The sequence below is a fragment of the Gordonia liuliyuniae genome, from assembly GCF_021738805.1.
Lineage (GTDB): Bacteria > Actinomycetota > Actinomycetes > Mycobacteriales > Mycobacteriaceae > Gordonia > Gordonia liuliyuniae.
Genome location: NZ_JAKKOR010000013.1, coordinates 13,050 through 29,317, shown reverse-complemented (window position 1 = coordinate 29,317; position 16,268 = coordinate 13,050). Strand labels below are relative to the sequence as shown.

16 protein-coding genes are annotated in these 16,268 nt (G+C 66.6%); 15 read left to right on the top strand and 1 reads right to left on the bottom strand.

What is annotated here, in order from left to right:
• Together thrB and rho are read left to right on the top strand one after the other, a co-directional pair.
• Positions 1–963: a homoserine kinase gene (thrB, locus tag L5G33_RS17370; RefSeq protein WP_236999427.1), complete on the top strand. Its 963-nt coding sequence runs from the start codon at positions 1–3 to the stop codon at positions 961–963.
• Between the two features lie 258 nt (positions 964–1,221).
• Positions 1,222–3,273, top strand: coding sequence for a transcription termination factor Rho (gene rho, locus L5G33_RS17365; protein WP_236999616.1), 2,052 nt, complete (start codon positions 1,222–1,224; stop codon positions 3,271–3,273).
• 148 nt (positions 3,274–3,421) lie between these two features.
• Here rho and L5G33_RS17360 read toward each other — a convergent pair whose 3' ends face one another.
• Positions 3,422–4,603, bottom strand: coding sequence for a diflavin oxidoreductase (locus tag L5G33_RS17360; protein ID WP_236999426.1), 1,182 nt, complete (start codon positions 4,601–4,603; stop codon positions 3,422–3,424).
• 167 nt (positions 4,604–4,770) lie between these two features.
• Here L5G33_RS17360 and rpmE point away from each other — a divergent pair, with 167 nt between their 5' ends.
• The 13 genes from rpmE to L5G33_RS17295 all read left to right on the top strand — a co-directional run bounded on the left by rpmE (position 4,771) and on the right by L5G33_RS17295 (position 16,248).
• Positions 4,771–4,983 carry a 50S ribosomal protein L31 gene (gene rpmE / locus L5G33_RS17355; protein ID WP_236999425.1) on the top strand — a complete coding sequence of 71 codons (213 nt, stop codon included), beginning with the start codon at positions 4,771–4,773 and terminating at the stop codon, positions 4,981–4,983.
• 161 nt (positions 4,984–5,144) lie between these two features.
• Positions 5,145–6,218 carry a peptide chain release factor 1 gene (gene prfA, locus L5G33_RS17350; protein WP_236999424.1) on the top strand — a complete coding sequence of 358 codons (1,074 nt, stop codon included), beginning with the start codon at positions 5,145–5,147 and terminating at the stop codon, positions 6,216–6,218.
• Positions 6,215–7,129, top strand: a complete 915-nt coding sequence (gene prmC / locus L5G33_RS17345; protein WP_236999423.1) for a peptide chain release factor N(5)-glutamine methyltransferase — start codon at positions 6,215–6,217, stop codon at positions 7,127–7,129. Before prfA ends, prmC begins: the two co-directional genes overlap by 4 nt.
• Positions 7,126–7,782: an L-threonylcarbamoyladenylate synthase gene (locus L5G33_RS17340; RefSeq protein ID WP_236999422.1), complete on the top strand. Its 657-nt coding sequence runs from the start codon at positions 7,126–7,128 to the stop codon at positions 7,780–7,782. The genes prmC and L5G33_RS17340 overlap by 4 nt, the downstream gene beginning before the upstream one ends.
• The gene (gene glyA / locus L5G33_RS17335) at positions 7,779–9,002 is read left to right on the top strand and encodes a serine hydroxymethyltransferase (protein WP_236999421.1); all 1,224 of its coding nucleotides are present in this window, start codon (positions 7,779–7,781) and stop codon (positions 9,000–9,002) included. Before L5G33_RS17340 ends, glyA begins: the two co-directional genes overlap by 4 nt.
• Positions 8,999–10,159: an MraY family glycosyltransferase gene (locus tag L5G33_RS17330; protein ID WP_236999420.1), complete on the top strand. Its 1,161-nt coding sequence runs from the start codon at positions 8,999–9,001 to the stop codon at positions 10,157–10,159. Before glyA ends, L5G33_RS17330 begins: the two co-directional genes overlap by 4 nt.
• A 51-nt stretch (positions 10,160–10,210) precedes the next feature.
• Complete coding sequence (locus L5G33_RS17325) at positions 10,211–10,693, top strand: Cg1360 family ATP-synthase-associated protein (protein ID WP_236999419.1); 483 nt, start codon at positions 10,211–10,213, stop codon at positions 10,691–10,693.
• Positions 10,694–10,987: 294 nt separating this feature from the next.
• Positions 10,988–11,728, top strand: a complete 741-nt coding sequence (atpB, locus tag L5G33_RS17320; RefSeq protein WP_236999418.1) for a F0F1 ATP synthase subunit A — start codon at positions 10,988–10,990, stop codon at positions 11,726–11,728.
• Positions 11,729–11,849: 121 nt separating this feature from the next.
• The gene (locus L5G33_RS17315) at positions 11,850–12,095 is read left to right on the top strand and encodes an ATP synthase F0 subunit C (RefSeq protein WP_183370826.1); all 246 of its coding nucleotides are present in this window, start codon (positions 11,850–11,852) and stop codon (positions 12,093–12,095) included.
• A gap of 16 nt (positions 12,096–12,111) precedes the next feature.
• Complete coding sequence (locus L5G33_RS17310) at positions 12,112–12,675, top strand: F0F1 ATP synthase subunit B (RefSeq protein WP_236999417.1); 564 nt, start codon at positions 12,112–12,114, stop codon at positions 12,673–12,675.
• Between the two features lie 100 nt (positions 12,676–12,775).
• Entirely contained in the window at positions 12,776–13,597 is an 822-nt protein-coding gene (locus tag L5G33_RS17305; RefSeq protein WP_236999416.1) for a F0F1 ATP synthase subunit delta, read from the top strand.
• A 57-nt stretch (positions 13,598–13,654) separates the two neighbouring features.
• Positions 13,655–15,289: a F0F1 ATP synthase subunit alpha gene (atpA, locus tag L5G33_RS17300; protein ID WP_236999415.1), complete on the top strand. Its 1,635-nt coding sequence runs from the start codon at positions 13,655–13,657 to the stop codon at positions 15,287–15,289.
• A 2-nt stretch (positions 15,290–15,291) separates the two neighbouring features.
• A complete protein-coding gene (locus L5G33_RS17295) occupies positions 15,292–16,248 on the top strand; it encodes a F0F1 ATP synthase subunit gamma (protein ID WP_236999414.1) in 957 nt (318 codons plus the stop codon).
• Positions 16,249–16,268 lie beyond the last annotated feature (20 nt).

Sequence of the window (16,268 nt, the reverse complement as noted above, 5' to 3'; positions counted from 1 at the left end):
ATGAGTAACGCTGTGAGTACTGCGTCATCGCTCGGAGCCCCGGACGCCGAGATCGTTCTCGCCGAGGGCACCACCGTGCGTGTGCGGGTGCCGGGGTCGAGCGCCAACCTCGGGCCCGGCTTCGACTGCCTCGGCCTGGCTCTCGGCCTGTACGACGAGATCCAGGTGACGGTCGCGGCGGCGGGCGTCGTCGTGGCCGTCGACGGTGAGTCGGCGGGTGAGGTGCCGACCGACGAGCGTCACCTCGTCGCGCGCGCGGTGGTCCGCGGTCTCGAGTTCGCAGGCGTCGCAGCACCCGGCATCGCGTTGGCGTGCGTCAACGCCATCCCGCATTCGCGCGGTCTCGGATCGTCGGCGGCCGCGGTGGTCGGCGGTCTCGCGGCGGCGTCAGCGTTGGTCGCCGCGGACGGCAGGCGTGCCGCGCTCACCGAGAGCGAACTGGTGCAGCTCTCCAGCGAGTTCGAAGGACACCCCGACAACGCGGCGGCATCGGTCCTCGGGGCCGGAGTCGTCACGTGGACGCGCGGGGGCAGCGAATACTTCGCGCGTCGACTCGATCTGCACGCGGACATCCGTGCGACGTCGTTCATCCCGCAGACGCAGTCGTCGACGGCGCATACGCGCGGTCTGCTGCCCGATGCCGTCCCGCGCACGGACGCCGTGTTCAACGTCAGCCGTTCGGCGCTCGGGGTCGTCGCGTTGACGAGCGACCCGACGTGTCTGGTGGACGCGACGCTCGATCGTCTACACCAGCCGTACCGCGCCGAAGCGATGCCTGCCACGAACGGCCTGATGCAGGCTCTGCGGGAGCGCGGACACGCAGCGACCGTCTCCGGTGCAGGGCCATCGGTGCTGGTCATCGGCACCGTCGACCTCGGTGACGACGAGGCTCGACTGGCCGCCGAGTTCGGATTCCAGATGGTGGCGCTGCCGATCGCGGGCGGCGTGGAAGTGATTCGATAGCAGGGTTCCGTGCCAGTCGGGTTACCCGGTGGTACGCTGTAGTCGCTCCGCCGTGAAGGTCACAATCTAGTGCCTTTATTCTTCCGGCCGCTAAGGACTTCTTCCAACATCGGTCGCCACCGGCGAAGTGATGAGATGACATGCTCCCCGCTCGCTGATGAGCGGACGCCCCGGCCTCTGGTGTCGGGGAACGAAAGGAATTCCGTGACCGAAACGGACCTGCAGACTCCCAAGCGCGCTCGGACCGGGTTGTCGGCGATGCTGCTCCCCGAACTCCGCTCGCTCGCTGGTGAGTTGGGCATCAAGGGCACGTCGGGCATGCGTAAGGGCGATCTGATCGACGTGATCAGGACTCACCAACAGGGTGGGGGACCCAGCAACGCTCCGGCTTCCAAGGCCAAGGCTGCTCCGACCGAGGCTCCGGTGGCCGCGACGACCCCCGACCTCGGTGTCCCGAAGCGGGAGGCCCCGAAGCGCGATGTCCCGAAGCGCGAGGCCCCGAAGCGCGAGGCGGGCAACGCTGCGCCGACGACAGACAGTGCGCCGACGACAGACAGTGCTCCGACGACAGACAGTGCTCCGAAGGTAGAGCAGGCCCCGAACGCTGATCGCGGCACGAGCACTGATCAGGGCACGAACACTGATCAAGGTACGAGGGACGACGAGGCCCAGGGCGGCGGGAAGTCGGAGAGCGACAACGCGGGCGACCAGCCGCGCGGCAACCGCGACCGTAACCGTAACCGCAACCGCGGCGACCGCGATCGCGGCGGCAACCAGGGCGGACAGAACAACCAGGGCGGCCAGCGTCAGGGCGAGTCGAAGCAGGGCGAGCAGGGCGACAAGCAGTCCGGCGACAAGCAGTCGGGCGAGAAGAATGCCGGCGACAAGTCGCAGGGCGAGAAGAATGCCGGCGACAAGTCGCAGGGCGACCGCAACCAGCGCGGCAATCAGAACCAGGGTGGCAACAACAACCAGGGTGGCAACAACCAGGGTGGCAACAACCAGGGTGGCCGCAACAGCCAGAACAACAACAACGACGACGACGGTGACGGCGACGGTCGTCGCCGTGGGCGTCGATTCCGAGAGCGCCGTCGTGGACGTGACCGCGGCGGCGACGGCGGGGGCGAGCCGCAGGTCAACGAGGGCGACACCGTCGTCCCGGTCGCAGGCATTCTCGACGTCCTCGACAACTACGCGTTCGTCCGCACTTCGGGCTACCTCGCGGGCTCGAACGACGTCTATGTCTCGATGAACCTGGTGCGCCGCAACGGCTTGCGTCGCGGCGACGCCATCACCGGCGCTGTCAAGGTGCCGCGCGAGGGCGAGAGCCAGGGCCAGGGCCAGGGCAACCAGCGTCAGAAGTTCAACCCGCTCGTTCGTTTGGACACCGTGAACGGTGCCGATGTCGAATCCGCGCGGAACCGTCCTGACTTCAACAAACTGACTCCGCTCTACCCGAACCAGCGGCTGCGTCTGGAGACGACGCCGGACCGGCTGTCGACGCGCGTGATCGACCTGATCATGCCGATCGGCAAGGGCCAGCGCGCCCTGATCGTCTCGCCGCCGAAGGCGGGCAAGACGACCATCCTGCAGGACATCGCGAACGCGATCTCGACCAACAACCCGGAATGCCACCTCATGGTGGTGCTCGTCGACGAGCGTCCGGAAGAGGTCACCGACATGCAGCGGTCGGTGAAGGGCGAGGTCATCGCGTCGACCTTCGACCGTCCGCCGTCAGATCACACCAGCGTCGCCGAACTCGCCATCGAGCGCGCGAAGCGCCTCGTGGAAGGCGGCCAGGACGTGGTCGTGCTCCTCGACTCGATCACCCGCCTGGGCCGCGCGTACAACAACGCGTCGCCGGCTTCCGGCCGCATCCTGTCCGGTGGTGTCGACTCGACGGCGCTGTACCCGCCGAAGCGCTTCCTCGGCGCGGCCCGCAACATCGAGAACGGTGGCTCGCTGACCATCATCGCTTCGGCCCTGGTGGAGACCGGCTCGACCGGTGACACCGTGATCTTCGAAGAGTTCAAGGGGACCGGCAATGCCGAGCTCAAACTCGATCGCAAGATCTCCGAGCGTCGTGTGTTCCCGGCCGTCGACGTCAACTTGTCGAGCACGCGCAAAGACGAGCTCCTGCTGTCGCCCGACGAGTTCGCGATCGTGCATAAGCTGCGTCGCCTGCTGTCTGGCCTCGATTCGCAGGCCGCGATCGACCTGCTCGTCTCGCAGCTCAAGAAGTCGCGCAGCAACGTCGAGTTCCTGATGCAGGTGAGTAAGAACGCTCCCGGCGTCGTGAACGGGGACTAGGAACGTAGGCCACGCCCAGGGCAGCACGATTACGCTCAGGCCCCACACCTGAGCAGATACTTCTGCCCTGGGCGCGCACAGTCCTGCCCTGGGCGCGAGCATTCCGGCCCTGGGCGAGAACAGTCCTGCCCTGGGCGCAACACTTCTGCTAGTAGACGTCGCGGAGGTAGCGGCCTTCGGCGCGGAGACCTTCGAGGAATGCGCGCGCGGACTCCTCGTCGTGGTCGCCGTATTCTGCGATGATGGCGGCAAGCGCGTCTTCCACGTCGCCAGCCATGCGGTCGGCGTCGCCGCACACGTAGACGACGGCGCCGTCGCGCAGCCACGTGTACAACTCTTGGCCGTGGCCGCCCATCAGATGGCTCACGTACTGCTTGGTCTCCTGTTCGCGCGAGAACGCGACGTCGAGCCGGTCGAGGCTGCCGTCGGCGTGCAGGCCGAGAAGTTCGTCGCGGTAGAGAAAGTCCTGATCACGGTGGCGGGCGCCGTGGAACAGCCAGTTGCGGCCCGACCCGTCGCTGCCCGCACGCTCGTGCACGAAGGCGCGGAACGGTGCGACACCGGTGCCCGGCCCGATCATGATGATGTCGGTGTCGGGTTCCGGGAGACGGAACGACTTGTTGGGCGTCACATAGATACCGACGGTATCGCCGGGCTCCACGCGGTCTGCGAGGAACGCCGACGCGGCGCCGTGTCGGTCGCGGCCGTCGCCCCACTCAGCGGTCGCGTAGTGGCGAACGGTGGCCGGAGTCAGATGCAGAGTTCCTCCGTGCACGGAGGGGGACGACGAGATCGAATAGGTGCGCGCGGTCAGCGGCTTCAACTCGGCGAGGAACGCCTCCGGCGTCGGGTGCCATCCGTCGTCGAGATTCAACAGATCGAGGACGTCACGACCACGCGCCCACGCCTCGAGTTCGGCGCGCTCGCCCGCGAGCAGGGCGGCGACCTCGGCGTGTCCGCGAGCGTTGGCGAGATGGTCGAGCAGATACGGTGACACCGACGTGATCTCGAAACCGTGCGTCAACGCCTGCGCGAGAGAGCGCTCGCCCTTACGGTCGGTGATGACGGTGTCAGCGGGCACCCCGAGCCGCTCGATGAGGGCCGCGACGAGCGCGGGCTCGTTGGCCGGGGTCACGTTCACCGCGTCGCCCGGCAGATACTCCAGCCCCGATCCCTCGATGTCGAGGACGAGGTGCCGGACCTCCTTGGTGCTGCCCGGCGCGGTCAGCAACGCGTTCTCGACGACCGTCGCCGGGAACGGGTTGCGGCGTGACCAGCGGGGGCGCTTGGCCGCACGAGACTTCTGATTGGTGGAGGTGGCTTCGGTCATGATCTCTAGGTTAGGCCCGCCAAACTCAGGCGGGGAAACCCGGCGTCGAGTACACGGATTCGCCGCGAGCGGAGCGGCTATGGAATAATCGATCGGTCAGTCCGGTTCCGGTTCACACCGAAGCATTTCGCCCGGTGACCCGGCGACCACATTCGAAAGGGACGAGAATGAAGCAGGGTATCCACCCCGATTACGAGGTGACCGTCGTCAACTGCGGTTGCGGCAACGAGTTCACCACGCGCAGCACCGCCAAGGGCGGCCACGTCTCCGTGGAAGTCTGCTCGCAGTGCCACCCGTTCTACACCGGCAAGCAGAAGATCCTCGACACCGGTGGTCGTGTGGCTCGCTTCGAGAAGCGTTACGGCAAGCGCGCCAAGTAGCTCGCCTACGACGCCCGGCTCGAGATCGTCCGCGATCTCAGGTCGGGCGTCGTTCGTTTTCCCGCAGCAGAATTCGCCGCAGCAGAATTCGCCGCAGCAGAGTTCCCGCAGCAGAGTTCCCGCAGCCAGGCGCCAGAATCAAGATGGGGAGTGACCTACAGGTGAGCACGCACGGACCGTCCGCGATCGACGACATCCTCGCCGAGCACGCAGGACTCGAGCAGCAGTTGTCCGATCCCGCGTTGCACGACGATCCGGCCGAGGCCCGCCGCGTCGGTAAGCGGTTCGCTGAGCTGGCACCCGTGATGGCCGCCCACACCAAGCTCGCCGCGGTCCGCGACGACCTGGCCGCGGCCCGGGAACTCGCCGAAGTCGAACCGGAGTTCGCCGAGGAGATCCCGGCGCTGGAAGCGAGCGAGGCCGAGCTCGACGCGCTCCTCACCGATCTGCTGGCCCCGCGGGATCCGCACGACTCCGACGACGTGGTGCTGGAGGTGAAGTCGGGTGCGGGTGGCGAGGAGTCGGCGCTCTTCGCCTCCGACCTGGTCCGGATGTACCTCAAGTACTGCGAGCGGCAAGGCTGGAAGACGACTGTCCTCGGTGTCACCGAATCCGATCTCGGGGGTTACAAGGAGGCCACGCTCGCCATCAAGGCGCGCGACTCGGTGCGTGACGGCGTGTGGTCCAAGCTCAAGTTCGAAGGCGGCGTCCACCGCGTGCAGCGTGTGCCGGTCACCGAGTCGCAAGGCCGCATCCACACCTCGGCGGCCGGGGTCCTGGTGTATCCGGAGCCGGACGAGGTGGAGCAGATTCACATCGACGAGTCCGATCTTCGTGTCGACGTCTACCGAAGCTCCGGCAAGGGCGGGCAGGGCGTGAACACGACCGACTCCGCCGTCCGACTGACTCACCTCCCGACCGGTATCGTCGTGACCTGCCAGAACGAGCGATCCCAACTGCAGAACAAGGCTAGGGCCATGCAGGTCCTCGCGGCTCGGCTGCAAGCCGCTGCCGAAGAGGAGGCCGCAGCCGAAGCCGCCGCAGGACGGGCCGCGCAGATTCGCACGGTCGACCGGTCCGAGCGGATCCGCACGTACAACTGGCCGGAGAACCGGATCACCGACCATCGCATCGGCTACAAGGCCAACAACCTAGATGCTGTCCTCAACGGTGAGATGGACGCCCTCGTCGGCGCACTCGTCGACGCCGACAAGCAGGCACGACTACAACAGTGACCACTGCCGACACGCTGCGGCGAGACGGCGCACGGACTCTGCACGACGCCGGAGTCTTCTCGGCGAGCCATGACGCGGCGGCACTCCTGGCCTACGTGCTCGACGTCGAGCCGGGGCGACTACTCCTCGTCGATGAGGTGAGCGACGACGACATCGTGCGCTTCGAAGCAGCGCTGGCGCGGCGGGCAGCGCGAGAACCGTTGCAGCACATCACTGGCCGCGCATGGTTCGACGGGCGAGAACTCGCCGTCGGACCCGGCGTCTTCGTGCCGCGGCCGGAGACCGAGTTGATCGTGGAGTGGGTCTCGACCCGGCTCGGCCAGCGTGGGGGAGAGCTCGGCCGGCGTGGAGGAGCGACTCTTCGGGTGGCCGATCTGTGCTCGGGGAGCGGGGCGCTCGCTCTGGCTCTCGTCGGACGTCTCCCGAACGCCGAGGTGATCGCCGTCGAGAAGTCGGCCGCGGCGTTGGCGTACTTACGGCGTAACGCCGCAGGCAGTGACGTCCTCGTGGCGCCCGGCGACGTCACCGATCCCACAGCGATGGCCGAGGTGCTCGGCACATGCGATGTGATCGTCTCGAACCCTCCGTACGTGCCCGTCGCGTCGCCGGTGTCGGCCGAGGTGCGTCACGACCCGGCCGAAGCGGTGTTCTCCGGTGCCACCGGGATGGACGTCATCGACGCGATGACCCCGATTGTCGCCGACGCGTTGACGCCCGGCGGCCTCTTCGCAGTCGAGCACGACGACGAGACCGCGTCCGCGGTCGTCGACGCGCTGACCATCGACGGGCGGTTCCGGGACATCGTCGCGCACGCCGATCTCGCCGGGCGCCCCAGATTCGTGACCGCAGTCCGATCCGGCGGCGACGCCGGAGCCGGAGCAGACCTCGACCGTGCAAGGATGGAACAGTGAGCGTCGTCTTCGATTGCAGTGATCCCGCCAGCCGTTCGGCAGGCCGCAACGCCGCCGTCGGTGCGGCTCGAGGCGGGCGGCTCGTGGTACTCCCCACGGACACCGTGTACGGCATCGGCTGCGACGCCTTCGACAGTGAGGCGGTCGCCTCCCTGTTGGAGGCGAAGGGCCGCGGCCGCGACATGCCGGTGCCCGTCGTCGTCGGCTCCTGGAGCACGATCGACGGTCTCGTCCGGTCGGTCTCGGTCCAGGCGCGCGAATTGACCCAGGCGTTCTGGCCGGGCGGGCTGAGTATCGTCGTCGAGCAGGCTCCGTCGTTGGCGTGGGACCTCGGTGATGTGGAAGGCACCGTGATGCTGCGCATGCCACTGCACCCGGTGGCCATCGAAGTGCTCCGTGAAGTCGGGCCGATGGCGCTGTCGAGCGCGAACATCTCCGGTCGCCCGCCTGCGACGACCGTCGCCGAGGCTCAGGAACAGCTCGGCGACAGTGTGTCGGTCTACCTCGACGGCGGTCCGGCGGCGAAGGCCGTACCGTCGACCATCGTCGACCTGTCGGGCGACGTACCACGTATCCTGCGTGAAGGCGCGATCTCCGCCGCCGAGATCGGTGAGGTCCTCGACATGGATCCGGCGGATCTGGTGGCGCGGTGACCGGCCCGCTCGCCGCGGTCGACCCGCAGATCAGCGCGCTGATCGAGCGGGAGGAACGACGCCGCGAGCAAAGTCTGCAACTGTTGGCCGCGGAGACAATCGCGTCGCCCGCGGTCCGCGCCGCCGTCGGTTCGACGCTGGCCGACAAATACGCCGAGGGGTATCCGGGTCACCGCTACCACGGCGGAGTCGAAGTGGTCGACAATGTGGAGCGACTCGCGGTGGAGCGCGCGCACGCTCTGTTCGGCGCCGACTACGTGAACGTGCAGCCGTTGTCGTGGCCGCTCGCCAACTTCGCTGTGTACGTCGCGTTCGCGCAACCCGGTGACCAGGTGCTCTCGTTGAGTCTGCGCCACGGCGGCCACCAATCGCACGGATCGCGCGCCAACTGGTCGGGCCGCTGGTTCAACATCCTCAACTACGAGGTGCGCGAGGACACCGAACAGGTCGATTACGACCAGGTCCGCGACCTCGCCCTCATCCATCGGCCGCGGATCCTGGTCGCGGGCGGCACCGCCTACACGCGGGCGTGGGACTTCGCCACCATGCGGACGATCGCCGACGAGGCCGGATGCATCCTGTGGGTCGACGGCGCCCACCTGGTCGGTCTGGCCGCGGGTGGCGTCCTCGAATCACCGGTCCCGTATGCCGACGTGGTGTCCGTCGCCACGAACAAGGTGATGCGCGGTCCCCGGGGCGGGCTCCTGTTGGCGCGCGCCGAACACGCCGAAGCCCTGTCGCGCGCGGTGTACCCGTTCCTGCAGGGCGCCCCGGCCATGAACTCGATCGCAGGCAAGGCTGTCGCGTTCGCCGAATCGTCGACCGACGACTACCGGCGGTACACACGCACGGTCGCCGACACCGCGGCAGCCTTGGCGGCCGGCTTCGCCGACCGCGGACTGCACCCGGTCGGCGGCGGCACTGACACTCATGTCGGGGTCGTCGACGTCAGCTCGCTCGGTGTGAGCGGACGCGAAGCCACTCGCCGACTCGCGGCGGCCGGAATCGTCGTCGACAAGGCGATCACTCCGTTCGACCCCGCACCGGTGTCCGAGGGCTCCGCGATCCGTTTCGGCACGGCCGCCGTGACGACCGGCGGAATCAGGCCGTCGGATGCGCCGCGGATCGTCGACCTCATGATGGACGCGATGTCGACCGCCGACGAACGACGGCACGCCGCTGTCGCCGCGTCGGTCGCGCACCTGGGAGAAGCCGAGTGATCCCACTCGCTCTCGACGTCAGCAATGGGGGAGCGGGTGTTCCACTGCGCGAACTCGCTCTCGTCGGACTGACCGCTGCCGGGGTCACCTACTTCATCACCTCGCTCGTCCGCGTATTCGCGGTCAAGGCCGGCGCGGTTGCCATTCCCCGCGAACGCGACGTCCACGTGATCCCGACGCCACGGCTCGGCGGTGTCGGAATGTTCATCGGGGTCGTCTGCGCGATCGGCCTGGCCGCGCAGCTGCCCGCATTGAACAGGGGGTTCGCGTACACGCACGACATGCTCGCCGTGTTGACCGCTGGACTCGTGATCGTCCTGGTCGGCATCATCGACGACCGGTGGGGGCTCGACGCCCTCACCAAGTTCGTCGGCCAACTGACGGCCGCAGGCGTTCTCGTCATCATGGGCGTCTCCTGGTATCTGCTGTACGTACCGATCGGCGACATCGGGACCGTCGTACTCGACCCGCTGCAGGCCGGGCTGCTGACCGTCGCGATCACCGTGACCACGATCAACGCGATGAACTTCGTCGACGGCCTCGACGGCCTCGCCGCGGGCCTCGGACTCATCGCGGCCGCAGCCATCTGCCTGTTCTCGCTCGGCCTGCTCGCGGATCAGGGCGGCGACGTCAGCTACTATCCGCCCGCGCTGATCACCGCAGCGCTCGCCGGGGCGTGCCTGGGGTTCCTGCCCCACAACTTCTCGCCCGCCCGCATCTTCATGGGCGACTCCGGCGCCATGCTCATCGGCCTGATGCTGGCCGCCGCGTCGACGAGCGCGTCGGGCCGCGTCGCCCGCAGCGCGTACGGGCCCGCGGACATCTTCACGTTGTTGTCGCCGTTGATCCTGGTGGCCGCCGTGATGTTCATTCCGATGCTCGACATGATCATGGCTGTCGTCCGCCGCACCCGCGCGGGTGTCGGTTTCTACACACCGGACAAGATGCACCTGCACCATCGGTTGCTGGAGATCGGTCACACGCAACGACGAGTCGCACTCGTCATCTACCTCTGGGTCGGGCTCCTCGCGTTCGCTGTCGCAGCGTCGACGCTCGTATCGCCTGCGGTGGTGCTGCCGATCTTCGCCGTGGGCGTCGTGCTCGCCCTCGTCGCCACGTTCGCCCCGCGACTGCGCCGGTGGTACATCTCCCGGTAGGCGGTTCGGTCGAGTTCGCTCTGAACGCACTCTCCTCGATAGCCTTATCGCGTGTCTACGAACGATGAGAACGCCGCCGTCCCCGACGAAGCGGACGCGTCCGAACGCAAAGCCGAGTGGGAGGATCCCGCCGCGCCGCTGTGGAACGGACTGAAGTACGGGGTCCGCGGTCTCGGCGTCCTCCTGGTCGTCGGACTGCTCGTCTGGTGGCCGTACAAAGGCCTTCCCGGACTGTGGGGTGTCCTGGTCGGGGCGGGGATGGGCGGCGGGTTCGTCCTGATCACCGTCGTCGCCATCCTGTTCACCTCGAAAGCGTCGCCGTCGGTCGTGATGGGCGCACTGATGGGTTCGTACCTCGTGAAGGTCGTCGCCCTCATCGCGGTGACCGCTTTGATCAAAGACATGGACTTCTACAACAAAGCCGCGTTGGTCACGATGCTGCTGGGTGCGATCGTCCTCGTGCTGGGCGGCGAGCTGCTCGGCGTCATGAAGACGCGTCAGGTCTACGTCGATCCCGAGAAGACAACCGACTAGTATCTGTGACGATGATCACCCAGGCTGCCCTGACCAGCTACTACGGACGATAGTAGCTCTGCGGCCGGACGGATCGCTGCAACCCTGATTCGCTGGTAGGACCAGAATCTTGCTACTCTGCTGCACGCAGGCTGATTCGGGTGACCTGCGCCCATGGGTGATGTCACCGGATGCCAAATGACAGTAGGACCCCGCAGATCGTGAGATCAGTGGGCCCGAGAACGGGAGAGAACGCTGAGCGCCACCCTCGCAGCCGAATTCCACGCGCCGACATTGTGGGACTTCTATCCCGTGATGCTGTTCGGTGGAGAACAGCCCAACCCGGAGTGGTGGGGCATGGATCGCATCATGCTGATCCGAGTCGTCGTAGCTGTCCTGGTCTCCGCGGGCTTCTTCTTCGCCATGCGCAGCCCGAAGATCGTTCCGACCGGCGTACAGAACGTCGCCGAGAGCATGCTCGACTGGGTCCGCATCAACATCGCCGAGGAGATCCTCGGCAAAGAGAACGGTCGCCGATTCCTGGTGATCATCGCGTCGATGTTCTTCGCGACGATCTTCTTGAACCTGACGTCGATCATCCCCTTCCTCAACATCTCCAGTAACGCGCGCATCGGCATGCCGCTGGTGATGGCCGCGGTCGCGTACATCACCTACTGCTGGGTGGGCATCGCCAAGTACGGCTTCTTCGGCTTCATCAAGTCGTCCATCGTTCTTCCGGGCGTGCCGCTGCCGGTGCACTTCCTGCTGGTCCCGATTGAGTTCGTCTCGACGTTCATCCTTCGGCCGTTCACGCTGACAGTGCGTCTCATGGCCAACATGCTGTCCGGCCACATCATGCTGGTGCTGTTCTTCTCTGCGACGCAGTTCTTCGTCGTCGAGAAGAGCGGGATCTGGACCCTCGCGGGTGTCGGCGGCATCATCGCCGGTATCGGCTTCACCTTCTTCGAACTCCTGGTCATCGGCCTGCAGGCGTACATCTTCGCGCTGCTGACCGCCGTCTACATCGACCAGTCGATCCACGCCGACTCGCACTGACGCGCAGTCGCTGGGACCAACTGAATACGACTTCGGGCCCGGAAACAGTAAGCCGGAACCGACAACGAACTGACTCACTCGCCCGACCGGGCGGGGAGCCACCAAGAAAGGGAATCGCAAGATGAGCATCATCGCCCAGACTCTCGCCGCAGACTCGGAGATCACTGGTAAGGGCTTCGGCGCGATCGGTTACGGTCTCGCCGCCATCGGCCCCGGTATCGGCGTCGGCATCGTGGCCGGTAAGGCCATCGAGGGCATCGCCCGTCAGCCCGAGCTGGCCGGCCAGATCCGTACCACCATGTTCCTGGGTATCGCCCTCTCCGAGGCTCTGGCGCTGATCGGTATCGTCGCCGGCTTCATCTTCTGATCGCGAGACGACACCAATGATCAACGAACTGATTCTGGCTGAGGCCTCGCCGGCGGAAGGCGGCGACCATCAACCGCCGATTCCGCTGCTGCCGCAGTGGTACGACATCACCTGGTCGCTGGTCGCCTTCGCCGTCGTTCTGTTCGTCTTCTGGAAGTACGTCATTCCGAAGTACAAGCAGGTCCTCGCTGAGCGTCGCGAGACCATCGAGGGTGGCATCGAGCGTGCCGAGGCCGCACAGGCCGAAGCCGCTGCATCGCTCAAGGCTTACCGCGAGCAGCTCGCCGGTGCTCGTGAAGAGGCTGCAGGCATCCGCGAGGAGGCTCGCACTCAGGGCACCCAGATCATCGCGGACATGAAGGCTCAGGCAACGGCCGAGAGCGACCGGATCATCGCCAACGGAAACACCCAGCTCGACGCCCAGCGTCAGCAGGTCGTCTCCGAGCTGCGCGGCGACCTCGGCAAGATGTCGGTCGACCTGGCCGAGAAGCTGGTCGGTGTGTCGCTGTCGGACGACGTCAAGCAGGCCGGGACCGTCGACCGGTTCCTCGCTGAACTCGACGCCGAGACCGCCAAGTAATCCCAGGGCAGCTGGAACGATGGTGTGGAGGGCGAGCGGGCAGGACCTGCCCCTCGCACCCACGCACTGACGACTCCGCCGGAAGAAGGAATGCACAAAGATGTACGCAGCGTCTAGCCGTGAAGCCCTCGAGGGGGCTCGCATCGAGCTGGAGACCGCCCTGCGCGGTTCGTCCGCGCCGGGCACCGATGCGGTGACCGTCGGCGATGAACTGCTCTCGGTGGCAGCCACCGTGAATGACAATCGCTCGCTGCGCATCGCGCTGGCCGACACGGCCACCGCTGCGGACTCGCGTGCGAAGGTCGCCGAGTCGGTGCTCTCGGGCAAGGTCTCGGATACCACTCGGAGCGCGGTCGCCTCGGCGGCGGCGCGCGAATGGTCGAGCGAAGCCGACCTCGTGAACGGTCTGCAGTCCCTCGGGTGCGAGGCATTGCTGTTCGCGGCGAAGGAGTCGGGCCGCATCGACACGGTCGAGGAGGAACTTTTCCGCCTCGCCCACATCGTCAAGGGAGACGGAGCGCTCGAACAGGCGCTCTCCGACCGCACGCGCAGCGCCGCCGATCACTTCGGTCTGCTGCGCAAGCTGATCGACGGCAAGGTCACGGACGTCACGAGCAAGCTCGCCCAGTTCGCGGTCAGCCGTACCGACCAGGCACCCGGTGACTCGCTCGACGAGCTCTCGCAGCTTGCCGCCGCCAGCAACGGACGTAAGGTCGCGTACGTGACCAGCGCAGGTGAGCTCTCCGCTGACCAGCGCACCGCGCTGTCGGCGAAGTTGGCTGACATCTACGGCGCGCCGGTCACCCTGCACATCGACATCGATCCGGCACTCCTCGGTGGGGTCGTCGTCCGCGTGGGCGACGAGCGTATCGACGGCAGCCTGTCCGGCAAGATCGCAACGCTGCGCCGCGGCTTGCGGTGACCAAGTAACACCCGATTCCCACAGACCACTTTTTAGATAGCCAGGAAGAGCAGGAACATGGCGGAGTTGACCATCTCCTCCGATGAAATTCGGAGCGCGATCGCAAGTTACACCCAGGAAGTGGACGGCCAGGCCACCCGCGAAGAGGTCGGCACCGTTGCCGACACCGGTGACGGCATCGCCCACGTGTCCGGTCTGCCCGGCGCGATGGCCAACGAGCTCCTCGAGTTCGAGGGCGGCATCCGCGGCGTGGCACTGAACCTCGACCTGGACGAGGTCGGCGCCGTCATCCTCGGCGACTCGGAGAACATCGAAGAAGGCCAGGAAGTCAAGCGCACCGGCAACGTGCTGTCGGTTCCGGTCGGCGACAAGTTCCTCGGTCGCGTCATCGATCCGCTCGGCGCACCGATCGACGGACTCGGCGCCATCGAATCCGAGGGCGACCGCGTCCTCGAGCTCCAGGCAGCCTCCGTCCTCGAACGTCAGCCCGTCGAGGAGTCCCTCGCCACCGGCATCAAGGCCATCGACGCGATGACGGCCATCGGTCGGGGACAGCGTCAGCTGATCATCGGCGACCGCAAGACCGGCAAGACCGCGGTCTGCATCGACGCCATCCTGAACCAGAAGGACAACTGGGCGACGGGCGACCCGGAGAAGCAGGTCCGCTGCATCTACGTCGCCGTCGGCCAGAAGGGTTCGACCATCGCAGGCGTCAAGACCGCGCTCGAAGAGGCCGGCGCGATGGAGTTCACGACGATCGTCGCGGCGCCCGCATCCGACTCGGCAGGCTTCAAGTGGCTGGCGCCGTACACCGGCTCGGCTCTCGGCCAGCACTGGATGTACCAGGGCAAGCACGTCCTGATCGTGTTCGACGACCTGTCGAAGCAGGCCGAGGCCTACCGTGCGATCTCGCTGCTGCTGCGTCGCCCGCCGGGGCGTGAGGCCTACCCGGGTGACGTCTTCTACTTGCACTCGCGCCTGCTGGAGCGTTGCGCCAAGCTGTCCGACGAGCTCGGTGCCGGTTCGATGACCGGTCTGCCGATCATCGAGACCAAGGCAAACGACGTCTCGGCGTTCATCCCGACCAACGTCATCTCGATCACCGACGGCCAGGTGTTCCTGGAGTCGGACCTCTTCAATAAGGGTGTCCGTCCCGCCATCAACGTCGGTATCTCCGTCTCCCGTGTCGGTGGCGCCGCCCAGACGAAGGGGCTGAAGGACGTCTCCGGTTCGCTGCGTCTGGAGCTGGCCCAGTTCCGTGAGCTCGAGGCCTTCTCGGCCTTCGCCTCCGACCTGGACGCCGCGTCGAAGGCGCAGCTGGAGCGTGGCGCTCGCTGGGTGGAGCTGCTCAAGCAGGACCAGTACAGCCCGGTCGCCGTCGAAGACCAGATCGTGTCGCTCTACCTCTGTGGCGAAGGCTTCATGGACTCGGTCCCGGTGGCCGATATCCGTCGCTTCGAGTCGGAGCTGCTTGGCGATCTGCACCACACGGCTTCGGGCGTGTACAGCAACATCGCAGGCGGCAAGAAGCTGTCGGCGGAAGACAAGGACGCTCTCGCGACCGCGACGAACAACTTCAAGGCAGGTTTCATCGCCGCAGACGGCTCGCGAGTCGTCGAGGTCGCGGCTGATCCGCTGGCCGCCGAAGACGTCGAGTCCGAGACGATCCGAGTGACGAAGAAGACGAAGTAGCCATGGCCACAATTCGGGAGCTGCGCTCGCGGATCCGATCGATCCAGTCGACCAAGAAGATCACCAAGGCGCAGGAACTGATCGCGACGTCGCGGATCACCAAGGCGCAGGCACGGGTGGCAGCCGCCCGTCCCTACTCCGAGGAGATCACGCGCGTCGTCACCACCCTGGCCAACGCCAGCTCGTCGCTCGACAGTCCGTTGCTGACCGAGCGCGAGAACCCGAAGCGCGCCGCCGTCCTCGTCGTCACGAGTGACAGCGGTCAGTGCGGTGGTTACAACTCGAACGTTCTCAAAGAGACCGAAGAGCTCCTCTCGCTGCTGCGCAGCGAGGGCAAGGAGCCGGTCGTGTACGTGATGGGCCGTAAGGGCGTCGGGTACTACACGTTCCGCGAGCGGCCGATCGTGGCGAGCTGGTCGGGCTTCTCGCAGCAGCCTGCGTTCGTCGACAGCGCTGAGGCCGTCCGCCACCTGGTGGATGCGTTCCTGGCCGGTTCGGGCGAGCACTGCCAGCTGCCCGGCGACGGTAACGGACAGGTCGAGGGCTTCGACGAGTTGCACATCGTGTACACGCGCTTCGTGTCGATGCTGACCCAGAAGCCGGTCGTCCGCCGCATGGCACCGATCGACGTCGAGTTCGAGATGGAACACCTCGACATGGGCGAGGACATGCTCACCGACGGCGCCGACACGGTCGGGCCCGAGGTCGAGTTCGAGCCGGAAGCCGACGAACTGCTCGACGCACTGCTTCCCAAGTACGTCGCGTCGCGTATCTTCGCCGCTCTGCTCGATGCGGCGGCATCGGAGAGCGCAGCTCGTCGAACCGCTATGAAGGCGGCGACTGACAACGCGAACGAACTCGAGAAGACGTTGTCTCGACAGGCTAACGCCGCACGTCAGGCTCAGATCACCCAGGAAATCAGCGAAATCGTCGGCGGCGTCGAGGCGCTGGCGAACTGATCGCGACAAGACAACCGAGG